This is a genomic window from Streptomyces sp. SID8352, assembly GCF_009862265.1.
Classification (GTDB): domain Bacteria; phylum Actinomycetota; class Actinomycetes; order Streptomycetales; family Streptomycetaceae; genus Streptomyces.
In genome coordinates, this window is the sequence record NZ_WWGX01000058.1 from 30075 (window position 1) to 54575 (window position 24501).

Annotated in this window: 19 protein-coding genes, 1 pseudogene and 1 riboswitch; of the genes and pseudogenes, 13 read left to right on the forward strand and 7 right to left on the reverse strand. The window is 72.4% G+C overall.

Annotated elements, in window-relative coordinates:
• The first annotated feature begins 179 nt into the window (after nt 1–179).
• The 8 genes and pseudogenes from sigR to GTY84_RS19190 all read left to right on the forward strand — a co-directional run bounded on the left by sigR (nt 180) and on the right by GTY84_RS19190 (nt 8950).
• Complete coding sequence (sigR, locus tag GTY84_RS19155) at nt 180–863, forward strand: RNA polymerase sigma factor SigR (protein ID WP_345943484.1); 684 nt, start codon at nt 180–182, stop codon at nt 861–863.
• On the forward strand, nt 860–1171 hold the full coding sequence (gene rsrA / locus GTY84_RS19160; RefSeq protein WP_161227524.1) for a mycothiol system anti-sigma-R factor: 312 nt from the start codon (nt 860–862) through the stop codon (nt 1169–1171). The genes sigR and rsrA overlap by 4 nt, the downstream gene beginning before the upstream one ends.
• A gap of 262 nt (nt 1172–1433) precedes the next feature.
• Nucleotides 1434–2684: pseudogene (locus GTY84_RS19165) on the forward strand (HD-GYP domain-containing protein); the annotation flags it as partial.
• Nucleotides 2685–3163: 479 nt separating this feature from the next.
• Nucleotides 3164–4450: a metal-dependent phosphohydrolase gene (locus tag GTY84_RS19170; protein ID WP_161227525.1), complete on the forward strand. Its 1287-nt coding sequence runs from the start codon at nt 3164–3166 to the stop codon at nt 4448–4450.
• 104 nt (nt 4451–4554) lie between these two features.
• A complete protein-coding gene (locus tag GTY84_RS19175; RefSeq protein WP_161227526.1) occupies nt 4555–5535 on the forward strand; it encodes a hypothetical protein in 981 nt (326 codons plus the stop codon).
• A 60-nt stretch (nt 5536–5595) separates the two neighbouring features.
• Complete coding sequence (def, locus tag GTY84_RS19180; RefSeq protein ID WP_161227527.1) at nt 5596–6246, forward strand: peptide deformylase; 651 nt, start codon at nt 5596–5598, stop codon at nt 6244–6246.
• A gap of 263 nt (nt 6247–6509) precedes the next feature.
• The gene (gene cyc1, locus GTY84_RS19185; RefSeq protein WP_161227528.1) at nt 6510–7589 is read left to right on the forward strand and encodes an epi-isozizaene synthase; all 1080 of its coding nucleotides are present in this window, start codon (nt 6510–6512) and stop codon (nt 7587–7589) included.
• The gene (locus tag GTY84_RS19190) at nt 7586–8950 is read left to right on the forward strand and encodes a cytochrome P450 (RefSeq protein ID WP_161227529.1); all 1365 of its coding nucleotides are present in this window, start codon (nt 7586–7588) and stop codon (nt 8948–8950) included. Before cyc1 ends, GTY84_RS19190 begins: the two co-directional genes overlap by 4 nt.
• Before the next feature lie 82 nt (nt 8951–9032).
• On the opposite strand, the gene GTY84_RS19195 is transcribed toward GTY84_RS19190, so the two are convergent.
• The 5 genes from GTY84_RS19195 to GTY84_RS19215 form a co-directional block, all read right to left on the reverse strand.
• Nucleotides 9033–9989 (reverse strand): ribonucleotide-diphosphate reductase subunit beta, encoded by a 957-nt coding sequence (locus GTY84_RS19195; protein WP_237532396.1) that lies wholly within the window; start codon nt 9987–9989, stop codon nt 9033–9035.
• 122 nt (nt 9990–10111) lie between these two features.
• Entirely contained in the window at nt 10112–12547 is a 2436-nt protein-coding gene (locus tag GTY84_RS19200; RefSeq protein WP_161227530.1) for a ribonucleoside-diphosphate reductase subunit alpha, read from the reverse strand.
• 122 nt (nt 12548–12669) lie between these two features.
• A riboswitch (cobalamin riboswitch) is annotated at nt 12670–12823 on the reverse strand.
• Between the two features lie 909 nt (nt 12824–13732).
• Entirely contained in the window at nt 13733–15343 is a 1611-nt protein-coding gene (locus GTY84_RS19205) for a sodium:solute symporter family protein (RefSeq protein WP_161227531.1), read from the reverse strand.
• Nucleotides 15340–15597 (reverse strand): DUF3311 domain-containing protein, encoded by a 258-nt coding sequence (locus GTY84_RS19210; protein WP_161227532.1) that lies wholly within the window; start codon nt 15595–15597, stop codon nt 15340–15342. Before GTY84_RS19210 ends, GTY84_RS19205 begins: the two co-directional genes overlap by 4 nt.
• A 296-nt stretch (nt 15598–15893) precedes the next feature.
• Nucleotides 15894–16658, reverse strand: a complete 765-nt coding sequence (locus GTY84_RS19215; RefSeq protein WP_161227533.1) for a GntR family transcriptional regulator — start codon at nt 16656–16658, stop codon at nt 15894–15896.
• Between the two features lie 451 nt (nt 16659–17109).
• Between GTY84_RS19215 and GTY84_RS19220 the strand changes: the two genes are divergently transcribed.
• From GTY84_RS19220 to GTY84_RS19235, 4 genes are all read left to right on the forward strand, one after another.
• Nucleotides 17110–18396: an extracellular solute-binding protein gene (locus GTY84_RS19220; RefSeq protein ID WP_161227534.1), complete on the forward strand. Its 1287-nt coding sequence runs from the start codon at nt 17110–17112 to the stop codon at nt 18394–18396.
• Nucleotides 18397–18483: 87 nt separating this feature from the next.
• Nucleotides 18484–19470: a sugar ABC transporter permease gene (locus GTY84_RS19225; protein WP_161227535.1), complete on the forward strand. Its 987-nt coding sequence runs from the start codon at nt 18484–18486 to the stop codon at nt 19468–19470.
• A complete protein-coding gene (locus tag GTY84_RS19230) occupies nt 19467–20297 on the forward strand; it encodes a carbohydrate ABC transporter permease (protein ID WP_161227536.1) in 831 nt (276 codons plus the stop codon). Before GTY84_RS19225 ends, GTY84_RS19230 begins: the two co-directional genes overlap by 4 nt.
• Before the next feature lie 7 nt (nt 20298–20304).
• Complete coding sequence (locus GTY84_RS19235) at nt 20305–21792, forward strand: glycoside hydrolase family 3 protein (protein ID WP_161227537.1); 1488 nt, start codon at nt 20305–20307, stop codon at nt 21790–21792.
• A 146-nt stretch (nt 21793–21938) separates the two neighbouring features.
• Here the strand turns inward: GTY84_RS19235 and nagB are convergent, their stop codons facing one another.
• Together nagB and GTY84_RS19245 are read right to left on the reverse strand one after the other, a co-directional pair.
• Nucleotides 21939–22724 (reverse strand): glucosamine-6-phosphate deaminase, encoded by a 786-nt coding sequence (gene nagB / locus GTY84_RS19240; RefSeq protein WP_161227538.1) that lies wholly within the window; start codon nt 22722–22724, stop codon nt 21939–21941.
• Between the two features lie 129 nt (nt 22725–22853).
• On the reverse strand, nt 22854–23603 hold the full coding sequence (locus tag GTY84_RS19245; RefSeq protein ID WP_161227539.1) for an SDR family oxidoreductase: 750 nt from the start codon (nt 23601–23603) through the stop codon (nt 22854–22856).
• Nucleotides 23604–23698: 95 nt separating this feature from the next.
• Between GTY84_RS19245 and GTY84_RS19250 the strand changes: the two genes are divergently transcribed.
• Nucleotides 23699–24355 (forward strand): TetR/AcrR family transcriptional regulator, encoded by a 657-nt coding sequence (locus tag GTY84_RS19250; RefSeq protein WP_161227540.1) that lies wholly within the window; start codon nt 23699–23701, stop codon nt 24353–24355.
• Nucleotides 24356–24501 lie beyond the last annotated feature (146 nt).

Genomic DNA, 24501 nt, shown 5'->3' on the forward strand with positions numbered 1-24501 from the left:
AGGAAGTCCGCCCCATGGGTTCGACCTTCTGCCCAGCCCGCAGCCCACGCCAGGACCTGGACTGGACCGTGCTGCACGCGGCGAAGAACGCCCCTGTTCGGGCGGCGGGCGGACAGGATCGTCGTCTATCCTCCGATTCGAGTGGGACCGCTCTCGGTCCCACGACATCACTGGAGGAGGTGGGTCCGGTCACCGGTACCGACGCAGGCACCGATCATGGCCAGCCCGAGCGGCCCGAGGGCCGGGACGGGGACGCGGAGACGGCCGCCGAGCGCAGCGCGCGCTTCGAGCGGGACGCCCTCGAGTTCCTCGACCAGATGTACTCGGCGGCGCTGCGCATGACGCGCAACCCCGCCGACGCCGAGGACCTGGTGCAGGAGACGTACGCCAAGGCCTACGCGTCCTTCCACCAGTTCCGCGAGGGCACCAATCTCAAGGCGTGGCTGTACCGGATTCTCACCAACACGTTCATCAACTCGTACCGCAAGAAGCAGCGCGAACCCCAGCGCAGCGCGGCCGAGGAGATCGAGGACTGGCAGCTCGCGCGCGCCGAGTCGCACATGTCGACGGGGCTGCGCTCCGCGGAGTCGCAGGCGCTCGACCACCTGCCCGACTCGGACGTGAAGGAGGCGCTCCAGGCGATCCCCGAGGAGTTCCGCATCGCCGTCTATCTGGCCGATGTCGAGGGGTTTGCGTACAAGGAGATCGCGGACATCATGGGGACACCCATCGGCACGGTGATGTCCCGGCTGCACCGTGGACGCCGTCAGCTCCGCGGCATGCTGGAGGACTACGCGCGTGACCGCGGGCTGGTCCCCGCCGGCGCCGGAAAGTCGAACGAAGCGAAAGGCTCGGGGTCATGAGCTGTGGAGAGCCGCACGAGACGGACTGCGGCGAGATCCTCGATCATCTCTATGAGTTCCTCGACCACGAGATGCCGGACTCGGACTGCGTGAAGTTCGAGCACCACTTCGAGGAATGCTCGCCCTGCCTGGAGAAGTACGGGCTGGAGCAGGCCGTGAAGAAGCTGGTCAAGCGCTGCTGCGGCCAGGACGACGTGCCGGGCGACCTGCGGGCCAAGGTGATGGGCCGCATCGAGCTGATCCGCTCCGGCGGAACGGTGCCCGACCACGACGTCACGGCCGCGCCGCCGGCTCCCCAGGAGTCCTGAGCCCCGCCGGGCGCCCGCTCGCGGCGGAGCGCGCCGCCGGGCCTCCGCCCGTCGTGGAGCGCCCGCGCAACGGCGGACCCGGGCCCGTCCCGCGCCGCCCCGGGCGCCGTCCCCCCTTCCGGGAACCGGGCCTTGAGGCCCCCTCGTGTCACGGCGACACGCGCCATCACTCATCCGTGCTAATCCGCCGCTTATCTGCCCGCGCCTCCCCCCTGCCGCCCTAGGCTCCGGAAGCCTGACAGGCATGTCCGGGGAGGTGCTCATGGACGCGGTACCCGCGCGGGCACGTGTGTACGTCGCCGGTGCGGTCGTGGCCGCCCTGTACTGCCTGCGCCCCCTGCCCGGGCCGCGCACCCCCTGGTGGGCGGTGCTGCTGCTCGCCGTGCTGTACGCCGGGGGCGAGCGGTTCGCCCGCAGCCGCAACGTCGGCACCTGCTACCCCGTCCTGCTCACCGGCGCCTTCCTGCTGCCGCCGCCCGCCGCCGCCGTGGTGGCGTTCTCCGGGTCGCTGTCGGCGCCCGTGTCCCGGCCGCCGGCCACCCTGCGGCGGCTGTGGCGCTCGGCGCAGCTCACCCTCGCGGTGTGGGCCACGTCCCGGACGCACTGGGGGCTCGGCGGCCGGGACGCCGTGGTGGCCCCCGACTTCCCCTTCGTGCTGGTGCCGGCGGGTGCCGGGGCACTGGTCTTCTGCCTGGTCCTGACCGTGCTGGACGGCGGCATCCTGGTGCTGGCCGACCGGGTGCCGGCGGCGCGGGCCTGGCGGGGCCTGTTCTCCCGCTCGCTCGCCCCGATCGTGGTGCACGGGCTCGCCGGGCTGATGATGGCCGTCCTCTGGCGCAGCCCCTACGGTCCGGTCGCCGCGCTGCTGGTGCTGCCGCCGATGTGGCTGGCCTGGTGGGCCTTCGCCCAGTACCACCGGGAGCGGGCCGCGCACCGGGCGACCATCCGGGCCCTGGTCCAGGCCGTGGACATCAAGGACGGCTACACCCGCGGGCACAGCGAGCGGGTCGGCCGGGCCTCGATGATGATCGCCCGTGAACTGGGCATGGACGACGAGCGCGTCGAACTGCTGCGCTTCGCCGGAATCCTGCACGACGTGGGCAAACTCGGCGTCCCCACCCGGCTGCTGCGCAAGGACGGCCCGCTCACCCCCGAGGAGCGGCGGGTGATCGAGCTGCACCCCGAGTACGGGCACGAGATGGTGCGGGGCATCCGCTTCCTCGGCGAGGCCCGCGCGGCCGTCCTCCACCACCACGAGCGGCTGGACGGCAGCGGATACCCGTATGGGCTGGTGGGCACCCAGATCCCCGAGTCGGCCCGGGTGGTGGCCGTCGCCGACGCCTTCGACGCGATGACCTCCACCCGCTCCTACAGCAGGGCCCGGCCCGTCGCGGTCGCCGTGCGCGAGCTCCAGCGGTGCGCCGGGGCGCAGTTCGACCCCCGGATGGTCGATGCGCTGGTCGACGCCCTCACCGCGCACGGCTGGCAGCCCGCGGTCACGGCCGACGAGGGCCCGGCCCCGGTCTCCGGCCCCGCCGGGGAGCGGGGCCCCCACTCCGCCCCGGACCCGGACTCCCGCCCCGCCCCGGACCCCGGCCGCGGTCCCGCCCCGCGCGTGGCCGCCGACCGTGCGGCGCGCCCCGCGCAGGCCCCGAACCCCGGGTCCGCCGGGTCCGTCCCGTGTCCCGGGCCCGCGCCGCGTCCTGGGCCCGCGCCGCATCCCGGGTCTACCGGGCCCGCGCCGCATCCCGGGCCCGCGCCGCATCCCGCGCTTCCGCCCACCGTCCCGGCCGACCGTTCCCCGTGCCCCGCCGCCCCCGGCCAGGCCCCGCACCATCCCGCCGGTGGGTCCGCCCCGCGGCCCGCCCCCGGGAGCGCCCCGGCCGCCCCCGGCTGCCCGCCCGGCGCGCGGGACGCCGCGCGGGATGCCGGGCGGGAGGGCGCGCGGGACGGCGCCGCCCGCGGCGGGGTCGGCGAAGGGGTGCCGTAGCAATGGCCCGCCACGCGGTGGCGGCGCCGGGCGCGCTGCCCCTGATGTACGCCGCCGCCGGTGCGCTCGCCGCCGGATGCCTCGCCGCGGTGCTCCGGTCGGGCCCCGAGCAGCGGTCGGTGGCCCTCGCCTTCGGCGCCCTCGTCGCCCTCGGCGAGCTGACCCGGCGGCCCACCCCCGGGGTGCGCGAGGCCGCTCCGCTGGGAGCCGCCGGGGCCCTCGCCTACGCCCTGCTCGGGGACGTCGCCGGGCGGCCCGCCCAGCACGGCGCGGCCCAGGCCGTCACCGTGGTCCTCGCCGCCTCCCTGCTCGGCAGCGTCCCCCGGGTCGCCCTGGGCCGGGGCCCGCGGCCCGATCAGCTCGCCCGGCGCGTGCTCACCGTCGCCCTCGCCGCCGTCTGCTTCCGGCCCCTGGCCGAGCGGGGCGTCCTCGATGACGCGGGCGGTCCCGCCCACGCCGTGGCGCTGGTCGCGCTGCTCGCCCTGACCGCCCTCTGCGACGCGGTGCTCGCCGCCCTCGCCCGGCGGGCGCGCACCGGCTGGCCCCTCGCGCCGCTGCTGCGCCAGGAACTGCGCGCCATGTCCGGGGTGGCCGCCGCGGTCTGCGCCACCGGTGCCGCGATGGCCCTCGCGGTGGCCGTCGCCGGGCTCTGGGCGCTGCCCGTCCTCTCCGTGCCGCTGCTGCTGGCCCAGCTCGCCCACCGGCGCTACGCCGCCGTCCGCGCCACCTACCGGCAGACCATCGCCTCCCTCGCCCGGGCCACCGAGATCGCCGGGTGCACCCCCGCGGGGCACGCCCGCCGGGTCGCCGAGCTGAGCGTCGCCGTCGGCCGGGACCTCGGCCTGTCCGGACCGGGGCTGACGGTGCTGGAGTACGCCGCCCTGATGCACGACATCGGCCAGCTCAGCCTCGTCGACCCGGTCCCCGGGGGCGCCACCGCCGGGCTGCCCGCCGCCGAGCAGCGCCGGATCGCCCTGCTGGGCGGGGCGGTGGTCCGCCGGACCGGGGTCGACCCGGCCGTCGCCGTGGTCGTGGAGCGCCAGGCGGACCCCTGGCCGGAGCAGCCGGCCGCCGCCCGGATCGTGCGGACGGTCAACGCCTACGACGAGCGGGCCCGGCGGTCCGGCCGTCCCCGGGACCCGGCCGCCCTGGAGGGACTCCGTCCGGCCGCCGGGGGCGACTACGCTCCCGACGTCGTGGAGGCCCTGGCGCGGGTGCTCTCCCGGAGCGCCCCGGCGGAGCGGCGCGGAGTGGCGGAAAGGCGCCTTATCCCGCCCGCCGCGGGGTAACCCATGGGTAATGAGCGCCGGTCCAGCCGCACGTGGTTGGATGCGAAGGAGAGGGTGTCCGGGGGCACAGCCAGCCCACTGAACGGAACTGGCAGGCGGGAATCGTGAGGATCTTCGGCAAGGGACGGCACCGGCCCTCCGCCTCCTGGCGGCAGGCCACCGACCGGGCGTTCACGCTGATCGGCGACGGCCGCTACGAGGACGCGGGAGCCCTGCTGACGCGCGCCGCCGACCTGGAGCCCTGGCTGTCGGAGTCCTGGTTCAACCTCGCCCTGCTGCACAAGTTCCGGCACGACTGGGAGCAGGCGCGGGCGGCCGGGCTGCGCGCGGTGGCCCTGCTCGACCGCGACAACGGCGCCCCCGACTGGTGGAACGTGGGCATCGCCGCGACCGCCCTCCAGGACTGGCCGCTGGCCCGGCGCGCCTGGCAGGCGTACGGGCTGCGCACACCCGGCAGCGCCACCGACGCGGGCGAGCCGCTGGGCATGGAGCTGGGCAGCGCCGCCGTGCGGCTGTCCCCGGAGGGGGAGGCCGAGGTGGTGTGGGGGCGGCGGCTGGACCCCGCCCGCGTCGAGGTGCTGTCCATCCCGCTGCCGTCCTCCGGCCGCCGCTGGGGCGAGGTCGTCCTGCACGACGGGGTGCCGCACGGCGAGCGGACCACCGGCGCCGGGCACGCCTACCCCGTCTTCGACGAGATCGAGCTGTGGGCGCCCTCGCCCGTGCCCACCTGGGTGGTGCTGCTGGAGGCGGCCACCGAGGCCGACCGGGACGCCCTGGAGCGGCTCGCCGCCGACGCCGGGTTCGCCGCCGAGGACTGGTCGTCCTCCGTCCGGCTGCTGTGCCGGACGTGCTCGGAGTCCCGGATGCCGTCCGACGAGGGCGACGGCGAGCATCTCGATCCGCACGACCACAGCGAGCCCGGACACCCCGGCCCCCTGGGCCACCGCACCGACGGGCAGCAGTGGGTGCCGGAGCGCGAGTGCGGGGTGGCCGCCCCGGCCGGCCTGGTGCGGGGCCTGCTGGACGGGTGGGTCGCGGACAGCCCGGACTCACGGGACTGGCGAGACCTGGAAGAGGTCTGCTGAGCCCTCCCCGTAGGCTTTGACGAGCATCATTCGTTCCAGGAAGGCAGGCATACGTCGGTCATGGCCCAGCAGGACACCGAACAGCAGCACGCGGGCGTGCTCCCCGTCGACCCGGACGGGTACGTCATCGACACGGAGGACTGCGACGAGCGCGAGGCCGAGTGGCGTGGCCGCGGCACCTCCCGGCCCATCACGGTCGTCGGGAACCCGGTGCTGCACAAGGAGTGCCGGGACGTCACCGACTTCGGCGACGAGCTGCGGACCCTCGTCGCCGACATGTTCGCCAGCCAGCACACGGCCGAGGGCGTGGGCCTGGCCGCGAACCAGATCGGCGTCGACGCGAAGGTCTTCGTCTACGACTGCCCCGACGACGAGGGCGTCCGCCACGTCGGGGTGATCTGCAACCCCCGGCTGGTCGACCTGCCCGCCGACCGGCGCAGCCTGGACGACAGCAACGAGGGCTGCCTCTCCGTCCCGACCGCCTACGCCTCCCTCGCCCGCCCCGACTACGCCGAGGTGACCGGGCAGGACGAGCGGGGCAACCCGGTCAGGGTGCGCGGCACCGGCTACTTCGCCCGCTGCCTCCAGCACGAGACCGACCACCTGTACGGGTACCTGTACATCGACCGGCTCTCCAAGCGCGAACGCAAGGACGCCCTGCGGCAGATGGCCGAGAACGAGCCCCGCTACCCCGTGGTCCCCAACGACTGACCCGGCCCCGCCGGCCCCGGCTCCCGTCCGGGGCCGGTCCCGGCCCCTTTCGCGCGGCGCCCGTCCGGAACCTCCGGCGGGCGCCGTTCCGCTGCCGGAACGCGCCACACCAGGAGGATTCCGGCACCGGGGAGCAGTGAACGCGGCAAATCCATTCCCAGAGGGGCCGGTTGTGGTGCTGAATGGAAGTGCGGGGATACGCGCGGGCGTACGTCCCGCTCAGTGCGAGGAGCGCGCCAGCTGCGGCTGAGAGGGGTTTGTACGTGCATGTTTTCTCACACGGCACCGCAACGACGACGATCGAGGTACCGCCTTCACTCCGTCTTCCCCTGATAGAGGCGGAATTTCCCCGGCAAGTGCACCCTTATTGGCCCAGGCTCCAGGAGAACACCCGCGCCTGGCTGGAGGAAAAGCGGCTGATGCCGCCGGGCCTGGTCCATGAATATGCCGACGGCCTGTGCTACACGGACCTCATGGCGGGCTACTACCTGGGCGCCCCCGACGTGGTGATGCAGGCGATAGCCGACTTCAGCGCGTGGTTCTTCGTCTGGGACGACCGGCACGACCGCGACGTCGTCCACGGGCGGGCCGCCGACTGGCGGCGGCTGCGCGACGCCCTGCACGCCGCGCTCGACGCGCCCGCCGGCCACCTGCGCCACGAGGACGCGCTGGTCGCCGGGTTCGCGGACGGCGTGCTGCGGCTGCACGCCTTTCTCCCGGCGAGCTGGAACGCCCGCTTCGCCCGCCATTTCCACGCGGTCATCGGGGCGTACGACCGGGAATTCCACAACCGCACCCGCGGCGTGGTGCCCTCGGTCGAGGAATACCTCCGGCTGCGCCGACTCACATTCGCGCACTGGATCTGGACCGACCTGCTGGAGCCGAGCGCCGGACGGGAACTCCCGGAACCGGTGCGCAAACACCCCGCCTACCGCCGCGCCGCCCTCCTCAGCCAGGAGTTCGCCGCCTGGTACAACGACCTCTGCTCGCTCCCCAAGGAACTGGCGGGCGACGAGGTCCACAATCTCGGGATCAGCCTCGTCACCCATCACGGCCTGACCCTGGAAGAGGCCGTCGGAGAAGTCAGGCGCCGTGTCGAGGAATGCGTCACCGAATTCCTCGGCGCCGAACGGGACGCGGTGCTCCTCGCCGACGCCCTCGCCGACGGCACCGCGCGCGGAAGGGAATTGAGCGCCGCGGTGCGGGCCTGCGTCGGCAATATGCGGAACTGGTTCAGTTCCGTCTACTGGTTCCACCACGAGTCGGGCCGCTACCGGGTGGACACCTGGGACGACCGCTCCACGCCCCCGTACGTCGACAACGAAGCGGCAGGTGAGAAATGACCGTGGATTCGGTCAGCCCCAGGACCGACCCCGGGCCGCGGATGCCCCCCGTCGCCGGCGGCCGTGTGCCGCTCCTCGGCCACGGCTGGCGGCTCGCCCGCGACCCGCTGGCCTTCATGGCCCAGCTCCGCGACCACGGCGACGTCGTCCGGCTCCGGCTCGGCCCCAAGACCGTCTACGCGGTGACGACCCCGGCCCTCACCGGCGCCCTCGCCCTGAGCCCCGACTACCACATCGCCGGACCGCTCTGGGAGTCGCTGGAGGGCCTGGTCGGCAAGGAGGGCGTGGCCACCTCCAACGGCGCGCTCCACCGCCGCCAGCGGCGCACCATCCAGCCCGCCTTCCGGCTGGACGCCATCCCCGCCTACGGGCCGATCATGGAGGAGGAGGCGCACGCGCTCACCGAGCGCTGGCGGCCGGGCGTCACCGTCGACGCCACCTCCGAGTCCTTCCGGGTGGCCGTCCGGGTCGCCGCCCGCTGCCTGCTGCGCGGCCAGTACATGGACGAGCGGGCCGAACGGCTGTGCGGGGCGCTCGCCACCGTCTTCCGTGGCATGTACCGGCGCATGGTGGTGCCGCTCGGGCCGCTCTACCGGCTGCCGCTGCCGTCCAACCGGGCCTTCAACAGCGCGCTGGCCGACCTCCACCGGGTGGTCGACGAGATCATCGCGGAGCGCCGAGCCTCCGGGCACCGGCCGGACGACCTGCTGACCGCCCTGCTGGAGGCGGAGGACGAGAACGGCGACCCCATCGGCGAACAGGAGATCCACGACCAGGTCGTCGCGATCCTCACCCCCGGCAGCGAGACCATCGCCTCCACGGTCATGTGGTTGCTCCAGGCACTCTCCGCGCACCCGGAGCACGCCGACCGGATCCGCGCGGAGGTCCTCGGTGTCACCGGCGGACGCCCGGTGGCCTTCGACGACGTGCGCAGCCTGCCCCACACCGGCAACGTCATCGTGGAGGCCATGCGCCTGCGCCCGGCCGTCTGGGTGCTGACCCGGCGCGCGGTGGCCGACACCGAACTCGGCGGCTACCGCATCCCGGCCGGGACGGACATCATCTACAGCCCGTACGCCATCCAGCGCGATCCCCGCTCGTACGCCCGCCACCTGGAGTTCGACCCGGACCGCTGGCTCCCGGAGCGGGTGACGGAACTGCCGAAGTACGCCATGCGGCCCTTCAGCGTGGGCAACCGCAAGTGCCCCAGCGACCACTTCTCCATGGCCCAGCTCACGCTGATCACGGCGGCGCTGGCCACCCGGTACCGCTTCGAGCAGGTGGCCGGATCCCGGGACACGGTCCATGTGGGCATCACGCTGCGCCCCCACAAGCTGCTGGTCAGACCCGTGGAGCGGTGACGCGGGGCGGGGAGGTGCCGAGGGGGGAGGGAGCCGGGGTGACCCGGCCCCTTCCCCCGTCCGGCACCGAGGTGCCCGGACCTCAGAAGTCCTCGTCCAGGTCGACGGTGCCCTCCACCGCCACCTGGTACGCCGAGGCGCGCCGCTCGAAGAAGTTGGTCAGCTCCTGCACCCCCTGAAGCTCCATGAAGGAGAAGGGGTTCTCCGACCCGTACACCGGGGCGAAGCCCAGCCGGGTGAGGCGCTGGTCGGCCACGCACTCCAGGTACTGGCGCATCGAGTCGGTGTTCATGCCGGGCAGACCCTCGCCGCACAGGTCGCGCGCGAACTGCAGCTCGGCCTCGACGGCCTCCCGCAGCATGTCGGTCACCTGCTCCTGGAGCCGGTCGTCGAACAGGTCCGGCTCCTCCTTGCGCACGGTGTCCACCACGTCGAACGCGAACGACATGTGCATCGTCTCGTCCCGGAACACCCAGTTGGTGCCGGTCGCCAGCCCGTGCAGCAGACCGCGGCTGCGGAACCAGTAGACGTAGGCGAAGGCGCCGTAGAAGAACAGGCCCTCGATGCAGGCCGCGAAGCAGATCAGGTTCAGCAGGAAGCGGCGGCGGTCGGCCCGCGTCTCCAGCCGGTCGACGGTCTCCACGGAGTCCATCCACCGGAAGCAGAACTCGGCCTTCTCGCGGATGGAGGGGATGTTCTCCACGGCCGCGAAGGCCGCCGCCCGGTCCTCCGGATCGGGGAGGTAGGTGTCCAGCAGGGTCAGGTAGAACTGGACGTGGACGGCCTCCTCGAACAGCTGCCGGCTCAGGTACAGCCGCGCCTCGGGGGAGTTGATGTGCTTGTAGAGGGTCAGCACCAGGTTGTTGGCCACGATCGAGTCGCCCGTCGCGAAGAAGGCGATCAGACGGCCGATGAGGTGCTGCTCCTCGGGGGTCAGCCGGGCCAGGTCGGCGACGTCGGAGTGGAGGTCGACCTCCTCGACGTGCCAGGTGTTCTTGATGGCGTCCCGGTAGCGCTCGTAGAAGTCCGGGTAGCGCATGGGGCGCAGGGTCAGTTCGAAGCCCGGGTCGAGCAGGTTCTTGGTCGCGGCGGTCGCGGCGGGCGCGGCGGGCCGCTCTCCGGAGCCGTCGGCGGAGGCGGTCTCGGTGTGCTGGGTGGTCATTACTGGCAGGCCTCGCAGGACTCGGGGTTTTCCAGGGAGCAGGCGACCGCGTCCGGGTCGGCGCTCTGCTGGGCGGGTACGGCGGCACGCGCCCCGGCGGCGCGGGCGATCCGCGTCGCGGGACGGGAGCGCAGGTAGTAGGTGGTCTTCAGGCCCCGCTTCCAGGCGTACGCGTACATCGAGGAGAGCTTTCCGATGGTCGGCGTCTCCAGGAACAGGTTGAGCGACTGGGCCTGGTCCAGGTACGGGGTGCGGGCGGCGGCCATGTCGATCAGGCCGCGCTGCGGGATCTCCCAGGCGGTGCGGTAGAGGTCGCGCACCTCCTCGGGGATCCAGGCGAAGTCCCGCACGGAGCCGTTGGCCTCGCGCAGCGCCTCGCGGGTGCGGGCGTCCCAGACGCCGAGCCGCTTGAGGTCCTCCACCAGATAGGAGTTGACCTGGAGGAACTCGCCGGACAGGGTCTCGCGCTTGAACAGGTTGGACACCTGCGGCTCGATGCACTCGTAGACGCCCGCGATGGAGGCGATGGTGGCCGTCGGCGCGATGGCCAGGAGCAGCGCGTTGCGCAGACCGGTGGTGGCGATGCGCTCCCGCAGGGCCGCCCAGCGCTCCGGCCACTCCGGCCGCACGCCGTAGTGGTCGGGGTGCAGCACGCCCCGGGCGGTGCGGGTGCTCTCCCAGGCCGGCAGCGGGCCCGAGCGCTCGGCGAGGTCCGCGGAGGTCTCGTAGGCGGCGAGCATGATCCGCTCGGCGATCCGGGTGGACAGGGCCTTCGCGGCGGGGGAGTCGAAGGGCAGGCGCAGCCGGAAGAAGACGTCCTGGAGGCCCATCACGCCGAGGCCGACCGGGCGCCAGCGGGCGTTGGAGCGGCCCGCCTGCTCGGTCGGGTAGAAGTTGATGTCGACGACCCGGTCCAGGAAGGTCACGGCCGTGCGCACGGTGGCGTCCAGCCGCTCCCAGTCCATGTCCCCGGCCGCCGTGTCGACGAACGCCCCGAGGTTGACGGAGCCCAGGTTGCAGACGGCCGTCTCCCCGTCGTCGGTGACCTCGATGATCTCCGTGCAGAGGTTGGAGGAGTGGACGACGTGGCCCGGCTCGGCGGTCTGGTTGGCGGTGCGGTTGGCGGCGTCCTTGAAGGTCATCCAGCCGTTGCCGGTCTGCGCCAGGGTGCGCATCATCCGCCCGTACAGCTCCCGCGCCGAAAGCGTCCTGCGGGCCAGCCCGGCCTCCTCGGCCGCTCGGTAGGCGGCGTCGAACTCCTCGCCCCACAGATCGGTGAGCCCGGGGACGTCGGCGGGGGAGAACAGCGACCAGTCGCCGTCCGCGTCCACCCGGCGCATGAACTCGTCGGGGATCCAGTGCGCGAGGTTCAGGTTGTGGGTGCGGCGGGCGTCCTCGCCGGTGTTGTCCCGCAGCTCCAGGAACTCCTCGATGTCCGCGTGCCAGGTCTCCAGGTAGACCGCCGCGGCCCCCTTGCGCCGGCCGCCCTGGTTCACGGCGGCGACCGAGGCGTCCAGGGTCTTCAGGAACGGGACGATGCCGTTGGAGTGCCCGTTGGTGCCGCGGATCAGCGAACCCCGGGAGCGGATGCGGGAGTAGGCGATGCCGATGCCGCCGGCGTGCTTGGACAGGCGGGCGACCTGGTGGAGCCGGTCGTAGAGGGAGTCCAGCTCGTCCTTGGGGGAGTCGAGGAGGTAGCAGGACGACATCTGGGCGTGCCGGGTGCCCGAGTTGAACAGGGTGGGGGAGGAGGGCAGGTAGTCGAGGCGGCTCATCAGCCCGTAGAGCGCGTCCACCTCGTCGAGGACCCGGGTGCCGGTCGCCGCGTCCGGCGCCGTGTCGTCCGCGAGGCCCGCGGCGACGCGCAGCAGGAAGTGCTGGGGCGTCTCGACGACCTTGCGGGTGACCGGGTGGCGCAGCAGATAGCGGCTGTGCAGGGTGCGCAGGCCGAAGTAGCCGAAGCGGTCGTCGGCGTCCGGGTCGATCAGGGCGTCCAGGTGCTCCGCGTGCTTGAGGACGAACGCGGCGGTCCGGTCGCCGATCAGGCCCTCGCGGTGCCCGGTGGCGACGGACTCGGTGAACCGGGTGACGCCCTGGGAGGCGGCCTCGGCGCGGATGCCGATGGTCAGCAGCCGGGCGGCCAGCCGCGAGTAGACGGGGTCCTCCGAGATCAGCCCCGCCGCGGTCTCCGTGGCCAGCTCGCGCAGCTCGGCCTCGTCGGCGTGGGCGGACCGGCCGCGCAGCGCGGCGGCGGCGACCCGGCCGGGGTCGGCGTCGGGGAGGTCGGCGGTCAGCCCGGTCAGGGTGCGCAGCAGCGCGGTACCGGGACCGTCGGTTCCCGCGGACGCGGGGGCGGCCGCCACCGGGGCGGTCGTCACCGTGGCTGGAGCCGTCACCCGGATCGCTGAGGCCGGATCGGCTGGCGCGGTGGTCACGTGGAGCACTCCCTCGCTCGGCACGGGGCCATGCGGAGGGCAGGGGCAGCTCACGAGCGCACGGGGCGGTCGAGTCCACCGACCCACTCCGCGAGGCCCGGACGTCATGGCACCCGGCCGGGACGGCAGGGCGCACTGCCGGCAGGTCCTCGGACTGACAAGCGTGCGGAAACGCGCGAGTACACCGTTGCGGGACAGTTCCGGATTCGCACCGGATTCCCCTGCGACGACAGCGAGCATGAGCATACATCTTGTGCCGGGGAGCGGAAGCACCCCCAGATGTAGTGTCGCGCTCGGCGGGAGAGGCGGGCGGGGGCAGGCCCTCGGGGTGCCTCGCGGGGGCGCCGCGGCGGACCGGCGGGGGCCTCGTGGCGGCCCGCTGGCGGCCCCGCGACTGCGGGGCGGGGACCCCCTCGGCGGTTCGGCGCGGAGCCTCGGCGGGGGCGCGGCGCCGCTCCGGAGGGCCGGATTCCGTCGGTGCCGGGACCCGGCCGCGCAAGGGGCCGACCCCCCCCCGCACGGTACCGCGCGCGCCGGGGCGCGGGACGGGGACCCCGGACACGTGGGCCGGGGCCGGTCGGCCGGTGGGGTGGCGGGGCGGTGGGGCGGTGGGACGGTGCCGGGACCCCATGGGTGCCGGGTCGCGGCAAGGGGTGACGGGGGTGGGTGACGGGGGGCGGGACCCGGCGGTGGCGCGGTGCCGTGGCGGCGCTCGTGATGTCGGACACGTTCGCGTGTCCCGTGACCCCGGACACATCCGACGAGCCCCGCGGACGCGTCCGCCGCGTCCGCGGTGACATGTACACACGGTGTGCGACGGCCCCTCGGCCGGGGGTGCCGCCGTGCGGCGGAGTGGACGGGGCGCTCGCCGTCGCCGTCGGCTCAGCGGCCCCTACGTTCTCGGTGACCTCCGCTGCGACGACGGCCCGCGGTGCGTGACGGCTTCCCGTGGTCGTGTGTCCGACGCCGTCCGCGTCCGCCGCATCCGGTGCGGGTGACCTCTTTCGCGCCCGCCGTGCCCGAGGGATACGGCGAGGGGCCGCCGGACCGCTCCGACGGCCCGTCGATCTCGTCGCGCCCCACACCGTTGGGCGGCGCGGCGCGCGGCTGCCGGGCTGACGGGCTGACGGGGTGGGGGGCGGGGTGCGAGCGACGTCCCGCACTCCGCCCCCCACCCCGTCCCGTTCAGCGCGCGCTGTCCGCCGTGGCCGGCGGCGTCTCCACCACGACGCCCGGGTCGCCCGCGTCCGCCGTGTAGTCCTCCGGGCGGGTCTCGTCGACGCCGTCCGGCGCCTTCACGGCCCGCAGGACGACGGTGAGGACCACCGTCACCGCGACATTGAGCACGAAGGCCGTGAGGCCGAGGTAGCCGATCTCCCCGATGCCCGGGATCTCCTTGGCCGAGCCGCCGAAGTGCTTCTGGGTCGGCGAGGCCACCCCGTAGGCGGCGACCGTGCCGTAGGCCATGCCGACCGCCCAGCCGCCGAGCAGCGCCCAGCGGTGGAACCAGCGGGTGAACAGGCCGCCCACCAGGGCCGGGAAGGTCTGCAGGATCCAGATGCCGCCGAGGAGCTGGAAGTTGATCGCGACGGTCTTGTCCATGCCGAGGACGAAGATCAGCGCGCCCACCTTGACCAGCAGCGACACCAGCTTGGAGACGCGGGTCTCCTCCCGGGGCGTGGCGTCCGGCCTGATGAAGTCCTTGTAGATGTTGCGGGTGAACAGGTTCGCGGCCGCGATGGACATGATCGCCGCCGGGACCAGCGCGCCGATGCCGATGGCGGCGAAGGCCACGCCCGCGAACCAGTCGGGGAACATCGTCTCGAAGAGCTGGGGGATGGCGAGCTGGCCGTTCTTCACCTTGATCCCGGCCGCGACGGCCATGAAGCCGAGCAGGCCCAGCAGGCCCAGCATCAGCGAGTACAGCGGCAGGATCGTGGTGTTGCGCCGGATCACCTCGCGGCTGCGCGAGGACAGGGTCGCGGTGATCGAGTGCGGGTACATGAACAGCGCGAGCGCCGAGCCCAGCGCCAGCGTGGCGTACGTCCACTGGCTCGTGCCGCCCGGCACCAGCCCGCCCGAGCCCGCCGCGGTGAACTTGTCGTTCGCGGCGGAGAAGATCTCGTCGAACCCGCCGAGCCTGATCGGGATGTAGATGATCGCCACCGCGATGACGAGGTAGATCAGGGTGTCCTTGACGAAGGCGATCAGCGCGGGCGCGCGCAGCCCCGACGAATAGGTGTAGGCCGCCAGCACGCCGAAGGCGAGCAGCAGCGGCAGGTCCTTGACGAACCAGTGGGTGTTCTCGCCGCCGCCGAGGCCCATCACGTCCAGGACGGCCTGGATGCCGACGAGTTGGAGCGCGATGTACGGCATGGTGGCGAGGATGCCGGTGACGGCGACCGCCAGCGACAGCCCCTTCGAGCCGAACCGGCCGCGCACGAAGTCGGAGGTGGTGACGTAGCCGTGCCGGTGGGAGACGGACCACAGCCGCGGCAGGAAGGTGAAGATCAGCGGGTACACCAGGATCGTGTACGGCACCGCGAAGAAGCCGGAGGCGCCCGCCGCGTAGATCGCCGCCGGGACGGCGACGAAGGTGTAGGCGGTGTACAGGTCGCCGCCCAGCAGGAACCAGGTGACCCAGGTGCCGAACGAACGGCCGCCGAGGCCCCATTCGTCGAGGCTGTGCTCGTTTTCGGCCCGGCGCCAGCGGGCGGCCAGGAAGCCGAGGACGGTGACGAGTGCGAAGAAGAGGATGAAGACGGCGAGTGCGACGCCGTTGACGCCGTCGTTCACCGGGCGCCGCCTTCCCGGCGGGCGCGCTGGTCACGCTGCCAGAGCCGGTACGCGACCATCGTGAGGGCGGTGGAGGCGAGCACCCAGGCCATCTGGTACCAGTAGAAGAACGGGACGCCCCATAAGGCGGGGTCCGTCCGGGCGTAGGAGCCGACCCACAGCATGGCGACGAACGGGGCGAGGAGGCAGAGGCCGATGACGACGCGGACGGGCGTCACCACCGGGCCTCCGGCGGGTCTTGCGGGTGCTGGCATGCGGTGGTTCCGTTCCCTCGGTGAGCACCTCTGTGCAGTGCGCACGAAAATGTAGGGGACGGCGTCCGGGCAGCGGAAGACCCCGGCCGGGGATCGCCGTCCGGCCGGGGGAGTGTTCCGCTGTTCCGCGTTCTTCGTTCGCTGTTGTGCCCGCCGCGCCGGGCGGACGGATCGTCAACTCCCGTGCACTGCACGCGCGTTCGACGTGCCGAGCGCGGGGTGTGCCGAGCCCGTCGGGTCCGGCGCGGGTGTCTCCGCGCGCCTGCCGGCGGGACCCGTCTCCGGCGGGGCCGGGCTCAGTCCTGGGGGCGCTTGAGACGGGCCACGAACTTGTACCGGTCGCCGCGGTAGACCGAGCGCACCCACTCCACGGGCTGCTCTGTGCGGTCCAGCGAGTGCCGGGACAGCATCAGCATCGGCAGGCCCACGTCGGTGCCGAGCAGTCCGGCCTCGCGCGGGGTGGCCAGCGAGGTCTCGATGGTCTCCTCGGCCTCGGCGAGATGGACGTCGTACACCTCGGCGAGCGCGGTGTAGAGGGAGGTGTACTTCACCAGGGAGCGGCGCAGCGCGGGGAAGCGCTTCGCCGACAGGTGGGTGGTCTCGATGGCCATCGGCTCGCCGTTGGCCATGCGCAGCCGCTCGATGCGCAGCACGCGCCCGCCCGCGGTGATGTCCAGCAGCCCCGCCAGCCGGTCGTCGGCGGTGATGTAGCCGATGTCCAGGAGCTGCGAGGTGGGTTCGAGGCCCTGGGCCCGCATGTCCTCGGTGTACGAGGTGAGCTGGAGCGCCTGGGAGACCTTGGGCTTGGCGACGAAGGTGCCCTTGCCCTGGATGCGCTCCAGCCGGCCCTCGACCACGAGTTCCTGGAGGGCCTGGCGGACGGTGGTGCGGGAGGTGTCGAACTCGGCCGCCAGGGTCCGCTCGGGCGGCACCGGCGTGCCCGGCGTCTGGGTCCGGGTCATGTCGAGGAGGTGCTTCTTCAGGCGGTAGTACTTGGGCACGCGCGCGGTACGGACTGTCGCCCCACCCTCGTTCTCCGCACTGCTGACGTCGGTGCTCATGCTCTGCCTTCCCGGCTCCGGGTGCCGAAGCGGCCGACATCCCCTATCGGCCACGGCTCACATCGTGGCACGGCTCCGCGCCGACACTTCTGGCACGCTCCGTGATCCCTTCTGTATACCTGCGGGACCCCCGTTGGTCTAGTCCACACCGCCGGGGATGCCGCTGGTACGTCGCTGTGGGACCGTACTGGCACGTCGTTCGCGGGTCAGTGGTACACCCGGCCCCGGTCCGTCCGATCTGCCGCTTGCGGAATGAAAGGTCCCTGCATATCTCGGTCGCATCACGGACGCCCGGTGCATGGTTGAAGACCCTTGACAGCCCAATTGGTCTGGGCCAAGCTCCCCCTACTGGTCTACACCATTGGTCCAGGTCCCGGCCCCGTGAGCGGTACGCGTGTCGAGCCACCGCAGGGAGGCAGGGGGGTTTTGTGGCATCCCTGAGGAGGGTGGCGTGAAGCGCAAGCTGATAGCCGCGATCGGTATCGCGGGCATGATGGTTTCGGTCGCGGCGTGCGGGGGCGGCAGCGACAAGGATGATGATGGCGGCAAGAAGCCCGGAGCGGAAGGCTACGCCGGCCAGACGCTCACCGTCTGGGTGATGGACGGTTCCTCCCCCGACGACTGGCAGGCCGACCTCGGCAAGGAGTTCGAGGCCAAGACCAAGGCCAAGGTCAAGTTCGAGGTCCAGCAGTGGAACGGCATCCAGCAGAAGCTGACCACGGCGCTCTCCGAGGAGAACCCGCCCGACGTCTTCGAGATCGGTAACACCCAGACCCCCGCGTACGCCAAGACCGGCGGCCTCGCGGACCTGGGCGACCTGAAGACCGAGATCGGTGGCGACTGGACCGCGTCCCTGAACGAGTCGTCGATCTTCGACGGCAAGCAGTACGCCGCGCCGTGGTACTTCGCCAACCGCGTGGTGCTCTACAACAAGAAGGTCTGGGCGGACGCGGGCATCAAGACCACGCCCAAGACGCGCGACGAGTTCTACGACAACCTGAAGACGATCGGCGAGAAGACCGACGCCGAGCCGATCTACCTGCCCGGCCAGAACTGGTACCACTTCGTCGGCCTCGCCATCGGTGAGGGCGCCGAGCTGGTCAAGAAGGACGGCGACAAGTACGTCTCCAACCTGGACGACCCGAAGGTCGCCGCGGCCGCCGAGACGTACAAGAAGTTCCAGGCCCTGTCCAAGGCCCCCAAGGACAAGGACGAGGCCACCCCGCAGCAGGGTGAGGTCTTCGCCAAGGGCAACGTCGGTGCCTTCATCGGCATGGGCTGGGAAGCCGGCATCGCGACCAAGGCCAACCCGAAGATCGAGTCGGACATCGGCTACTTCACCATCCCGGGCGCCACGGCCGACAAGCCCGAGGGCGTCTTCCTCGGCGGCTCGAACCTCGCCGTCGCCGCGGGCAGCAAGAAGCAGGCGCTCGCCAAGGAGTTCCTGAAGATCGCGCTGTCCGACAAGTTCGAGGGTGCGCTGGCCAAGGCCAACGGCGTCATCCCGAACAAGGAGTCGCTGGTGAGCAACCTCGCGGGCAACGCCCCCGCCGAGGCCGCCGCTCCGGCCGCCGCCGTCGGTGGCACCACCCCGCTGATCCCCGAGTGGGCCGCGGTGGAGAACGCCCCGAACCCGATCAAGACCTACCTGACGGCCGTGCTGAAGGGTAAGACCCCGGCCGAGGCCGCGAAGCAGGTCGAGGGCGAGTTCAACAAGCGCCTGGCGCAGAAGCAGTAACACCGGGTGAGCCGGGGTGGGGGCTGACACGCGACGGCCCCCACCCCGGCATTGTTTGGACAGGTCGAGAAGAGAGAGACCGCGAGCATGACCGTGCAGACCGAACGGCCGCCCTCCGGCCCGTCGGCCGCCCCCAAGGCGGGCGGCGGAGACGCCGGCCGGCCGAAACCGAGGGCAACGTCGCGCATCGGCGCGCTCGCCCCGTACATGTTGCTGCTGCCCGCCTGCGCGATCACCGCGCTGCTGCTCGGCTGGCCGCTGCTGAAGGACGTCATCCTGTCCTTCCAGAACCTGAACATGGCGCAGCTCATCCAGCACGTCACCGAGTGGAACGGCGTCGAGAACTACAAGGAGGTCCTCACCGGCGAGGACTTCTGGCGTGTCACCCTCCGCTCGATCCTGTTCACGGCGGCCAACGTCGTCCTGATCATGGTCCTGGGCTCCCTCGTCGGCCTGCTGCTCGCCCGCCTCGGCAAGTGGATGCGGTTCACCCTGCTCCTCGGCCTGGTGCTCGCCTGGGCGATGCCGATCGTGGCCTCCACCACGGTCTACAACTGGCTGTTCGCCGAGCGCTTCGGCGTCGTGAACTGGGTCCTGGACAAGCTGGGCTGGCACTCCATGGCCCACTACAGCTGGACCAGCACCCAGATGTCGACCTTCTTCGTCATCACCCTGCTGATCGTCTGGGGATCCATCCCGTTCGTCGCGATCAACCTCTACGCGGCGACCACGACCATCCCCAAGGAGCTGTACGAGGCCGCGTCCCTCGACGGCGCCAACTCCTGGCGCAGCTTCACGACGGTCACCATGCCCTTCCTGCGGCCGTTCCTCTACGCCACGACGTTCCTCGAGGTCATCTGGGTCTTCAAGGCGTTCGTCCAGGTCTACCTGATCAACAACGGCGGACCCGACCGGTTGACCGAGATCCTGCCCGTCTACGCATACGTCGAGGGTGTGGGCAACCAGCACTACGGCATGGGTGCGGCGATCGCCGTCCTGACCATCGCCATCCTGCTGGGCCTGACCGCCTACTACCTCAGGATCGTGCTCAAGCAAGGGGAGGACGAGCTGTGAAGCGCTCGCTCTTCGGCCGTCTGTGGCCCAACATCACGGCCGTCATCCTGTTCATCGGTTTCGTCTTCCCCGTGTACTGGATGTTCGCCACGTCGTTCAAACCGATGGGCGACATCATCTCGGAGGACCCGGTCTGGTTCCCGACCGACGTCACCTTCGAGCACTTCAAGACCGCGACCAAGGTCGACCACTTCTGGACCTACGTCACCAACTCGCTGATCGTCACGATCCTCGCGGTCACCTTCTCCCTGGTCATCGCGCTGATCGGCTCCTTCGCCCTGGCGCGGATGCGGTTCAAGGGCCGGCGCGGCTTCATCATCGTCTTCATGCTGGCCCAGATGGCTCCCTGGGAAGTCATGGTCATCGCGATCTACATGATCGTCCGTGACGCCGACATGCTCAACAGCCTGGTGCCGCTGACCGCCTTCTACACGATGATGATCCTGCCCTTCACCATCCTGACGCTGCGCGGCTTCGTCGCCGCCGTGCCGAAGGAGCTGGAGGAGTCCGCGATGGTCGACGGCTGCACCCGCGTCGAGGCCTTCCGCCGGGTCATCCTGCCGCTGCTCGCCCCCGGCCTGATGTCCACGTCGATGTTCGGCTTCATCACCGCCTGGAACGAGTTCGCGCTCATCCTCGTCCTGAACAAGGACGCCGAGTCGCAGACCCTCCCGCTGTGGCTGTCCAGCTTCCAGACCCAGTTCGGCAACGACTGGGGCGCCACCATGGCCGCCTCGTCGCTCTTCGCCATCCCGGTTCTGATCCTCTTCGTCTTCCTCCAGCGCAAGGCCGTCAGCGGCCTGACCGCCGGCGCAGTGAAGGGATAGCGCCCCGATGACGACAATCGCCAGCGGCACCGACACGCTCACCCGTGACGCGCTGACCGTCCTGCAGCCCGGCTTCACCGGCACCACCGCGCCCGACTGGCTGCTGCGCCGCGTCGGCGAGGGGCTCGCCTCCGTGGCCCTGTTCGGGCGGAACATCGAGTCGCCCGAGCAGGTCGCCGCGCTCACCGCCCAGCTCCGTGCCGAGCGCGGGGACATCCTCGTCGCCATCGACGAGGAGGGCGGTGACGTGACCCGGCTGGAGGTCCGCACCGGCTCCTCGTTCCCGGGCAACCTCGCCCTCGGCGCCGTGGACGACGTGGGCCTCACCCGGCAGGTGGCCGCCGAACTCGGCCGCCGGCTCGCGGAGTGCGGGGTCAACTTCAACTGGGCCCCCTCCGCGGACGTCAACTCCAACCCCGACAACCCGGTCATCGGTGTGCGCTCCTTCGGCGCGGACACCGACCTGACCGCCCGGCACACCGCCGCCTACATCACCGGCCTCCAGTCGGCCGGTGTGGCGGCCTGCACCAAGCACTTCCCCGGGCACGGCGACACGGCGGTGGACTCGCACCACGCCCTGCCCCGCATCGACGTGGACGCCGCGGTGCTGGCCGAGCGGGACCTCACCCCGTTCCGCGCGGCCATCGCCGCCGGCAGCCGCGCGGTGATGAGCGCCCACATCCTCGTCCCCGCGCTCGACGCGGAGCACCCGGCAACGTTGTCCCGTCGCGTGCTGACCGACCTCCTGCGCGGTGAACTGGGCTACGACGGCCTGATCGTCACCGACGGCATGGAGATGCGGGCCATCGCCGACGTCTACGGCGTGGAGCGCGGCAGCGTCCTGGCCATCGCGGCCGGCGCCGACGCGATCTGCGTCGGCGGCGGACTGGCCGACGAGGAGACCGTCAACCGCCTGTGCGCCGCCCTGGTCGAGGCCGTCCGCTCCGGCGAACTGCCCGAGGAGCGGCTGGCCGACGCCGCCGAGCGGGTCCGCTCGCTGGCCCGGTGGACGGCCGAGGCCGCCCGGACCGCCGACACCGACGGCGCCGACACGGAGGTCGGCCTGCGCGCCGCCCGCCGCGCCCTGCGCGTCACCGGCGCCGGGGACTTCACGCCGCTCACCGGGGCGCCGTACGTCGCGGCCCTCACCCCCGTCGCGAACATCGCCGTCGGGGACGAGACCCCGTGGGGCGTTGCCGCCGAGCTGGCGGCGCTGCTGCCCGGCACCGAGACCGGCAGCTTCACCGGGGACGACGCCGGGAGCCAGGTCCTGGCCGCGGCCGGCGACCGCCGTGTCGTGGCCGTCGTCCGCGACGAGCACCGCCACCCGTGGATGGCGTCCGCCCTGGACACCCTCCTGGCGGCCCGCCCCGACACGGTCGTGGTCGAGATGGGCGTGCCCCGGGCGGAGCCCCGCGGCGCCCTGCACGTGGCCACCCACGGTGCGGCCCGGGTCTGCGGCCGCGCCGCCGCGGAGATCGTCGCGGGCGTCTGAACGTCCCGGTCCGGGGCGGGGACCTGACCCCCCGCCGCGGACCGGGAGCACCACGCGACCGGGAGCACCACCCGACCCGGTGAGCACGACGAAGGAGCCGGTACCCCGCGGGGGTACCGGCTCCTTCCGCGTTCGCGGAACCCGGATCAGATCCCCTGCCAGTCGGGCTTCTGGGCGTAGGTGTGACGGAAGTAGTCGGCGAGCTTCAGCTTGGAGGCGGCGGCCTCGTCGACGACGACCGTGGCGTGCGGGTGGAGCTGGAGCGCCGAGGCCGGGCAGATGGCCGCCACGGGGCCCTCGACGCTGGCGGCCACCGCGTCGGCCTTGCCCTCGCCGGTGGCGAGCAGCACCACGTGACGGGCCTCCAGGATGGTGCCGATGCCCTGGGTGATCACGTGGTGCGGCACCTGCTCGATGTCGCCGTCGAAGAAGCGCGCGTTGTCCACGCGGGTCTGCTCCGTCAGCGTCTTGATGCGGGTCCGCGAGACCAGCGAGGAACAGGGCTCGTTGAAGCCGATGTGCCCGTCGGTGCCGATCCCCAGGAGCTGGAAGTCCACCCCGCCGGCCTCGGCCAGCGCCTTGTCGTACGCGACGCAGGCGGCGAGCACGTCGTCGGCGGTGCCGTCCGGGCCCATGAAGGCGTCGGTGCCGATCCCCAGCGGTTCGAGCACCTCGCGGCGCAGCACCGAGCGGTAGGACTCCGGGTGCTCCGCGGGCAGGCCCACGTACTCGTCGAGCTGGGCGATCCGCGCCCGCGCGGTGTCCACGGAACCCGAGCGCACCTTGCCCGCCAGCGCCTCGTACACGGGCAGCGGCGTGGAACCGGTGGCCACACCGAGCAAGGCCTCGGGCTTGCCCCGGAGGAGCTGTGCCATGGCCTCGGCTATGAGCTCGCCGCCCGCCTTGGCGTCGGGAACGATGACAACTTCCACGCTGGCCTGCCGTTTCGAGGTAGGGGGACCCGCGCGGGGTCCGGGACTGGCTATGTGGGGGTGTGGTTTAGACCAATCTAACAGAGGCGGGCCCTTCCGGCGCGTCGAACCCAAGGGGCGGACAGGGGGTCAGGTGAGCGAGCCGCCCGTGGCGTCGATCCAGCTTCCGGATATCCAACGGCCCTGGTCGGAGGCGAGGAACGCGACCACGTCGGCCACCTCCGCGGGGCTGCCCACGCCGCCCAGCGCGGAGAGGGACTCGGCCGCGGCGCGGCCGGCCGCACTCGACAGCATCGGGGCGGTGTTGTCCGTCTCGATGACGCCGGGGGCCACCGAGTTGACCGTGATGCCGCGCGGGCCCAGCACCTTGGACAGGTCGCGGGAGAGCACGTCCAGCGCGCCCTTCGTCATCGCGTAGGCCACGTTCTCCGGCATGACGGCGCTGCGGGCCAGCCCGGAGGAGATGTTGACGACCCGGCCGCCGTCCCGCAGCCGGTCGAGGGCGTGGTGGAGGAGGAAGAAGGGGGAGCGCACGTTCACCGCGAAGAGCGCGTCGTACTCCGCCCCGCCCATCTGCCCGATCGGGCGCGAACTGCCGATCCCGGCGTTGTTCACCAGGATGTCGACCCCGTCCGCGTGCCGGTCGAACTCCTTCCACAGGGTCTCGGCGGCGTCGGGCTCGCTCAGATCCGCGCGGATCGCGAAGGCGGAACCGCCCGCCGCCTCGATGGCGGCGACCGTCTCCGCCGCCGCCTTCGCGTTGCCGCCGTAGTGCACCGCGATCCGGGCCCCGTCGCGGCCCAGCCGCTCCGCGATGCCCCGCCCGATGCCCCGGCCCGCCCCCGTCACGAGAGCCGTCCTGCCCGCAAGCGCGCTCATCGAGCCGCCCCCTTCGCATTTGTCTAGCGGTCGCTACAGAAAGAACCGTACAACGGGGTGCCGACTTTTTCTAGTGCCCGCTATAAAATGTGGGCATGGTGAGTGCGGAGCAGAGCGGAGCGGTGGCGGACCCGGGCCGGTCCGACGGGGGCCGGGGCCGCGGCCGGCCCCGGTCCTTCGACCGGGCGACGGCCCTGGAGAAGGCCCTGATGGCCTTCTGGGAGCAGGGGTACGAGGCCACCTCGGTCTCCGACCTCACGCGCGTCATGGGCATCGGGGCCCCCAGCCTGTACGCGGCCTTCGGCGACAAGCGCTCGCTCTTCGAGGAGGTCGTCCGGGTGTACGCGGAGCGCAACGACGGCTTCGACCGGGCCCTGGCCGAGGAGCCCACCGCCCGCGCGGCCGTGGAGCGGATGCTGTACGAGGCCGCCGTCGAGTACACCGCCCCCGGGCACCCCCGGGGCTGCCTGGTCATCCACGCCGCGGCCAACTGCTCGACGCCGGGGATAGCGGAGTCCCTGCGCGAGCGCCGCAACGCCAACATCACCGCCGTCGAGGACCGCGTCCGCGCCGCCGTGGCCGCGGGGGAGCTGCCCGAGGACACCGACGCCGCCGCGCTCGCCCGGCACACCGGCGCGGTGGTCCAGGGCATGTCGCAGCAGGCCCGCGACGGGGCGAGCCGCTCCGAACTGGAGGCGCTGGTGGGCGTCGCGCTGGCGGCGTGGCCGCGGGAGGCGGGCCACCGGAACTAGATCCCGGCGTCGTCCTCCCGCCGGCCCCGTGGCGCCGGGCGCGCGCTCCCGCCGTACCCGGGCTGTGCCCGTACCCGGGCTGTGCCCGTACCCGGGCTGTGCCCGTACCCGGGCTGTGCCCGTACCCGGGCTGTGCCCGTACCCGG

Coding starts and splice junctions, on each gene's coding strand:
- rsrA (WP_161227524.1), top strand. CDS start 860: ATGAGCTGTGGAGAGCCGCACGAGACGGACTGCGGCGAGATCCTCGAT.
- GTY84_RS19170 (WP_161227525.1), top strand. CDS start 3,164: ATGGCCCGCCACGCGGTGGCGGCGCCGGGCGCGCTGCCCCTGATGTAC.
- def (WP_161227527.1), top strand. CDS start 5,596: ATGGCCCAGCAGGACACCGAACAGCAGCACGCGGGCGTGCTCCCCGTC.
- GTY84_RS19190 (WP_161227529.1), top strand. CDS start 7,586: ATGACCGTGGATTCGGTCAGCCCCAGGACCGACCCCGGGCCGCGGATG.
- GTY84_RS19195 (WP_237532396.1), bottom strand. CDS start 9,989: ATGCGCTACCCGGACTTCTACGAGCGCTACCGGGACGCCATCAAGAAC.
- GTY84_RS19210 (WP_161227532.1), bottom strand. CDS start 15,597: ATGCCAGCACCCGCAAGACCCGCCGGAGGCCCGGTGGTGACGCCCGTC.
- GTY84_RS19215 (WP_161227533.1), bottom strand. CDS start 16,658: ATGAGCACCGACGTCAGCAGTGCGGAGAACGAGGGTGGGGCGACAGTC.
- GTY84_RS19225 (WP_161227535.1), top strand. CDS start 18,484: ATGACCGTGCAGACCGAACGGCCGCCCTCCGGCCCGTCGGCCGCCCCC.
- GTY84_RS19235 (WP_161227537.1), top strand. CDS start 20,305: ATGACGACAATCGCCAGCGGCACCGACACGCTCACCCGTGACGCGCTG.
- GTY84_RS19245 (WP_161227539.1), bottom strand. CDS start 23,603: ATGAGCGCGCTTGCGGGCAGGACGGCTCTCGTGACGGGGGCGGGCCGG.
- GTY84_RS19250 (WP_161227540.1), top strand. CDS start 23,699: ATGGTGAGTGCGGAGCAGAGCGGAGCGGTGGCGGACCCGGGCCGGTCC.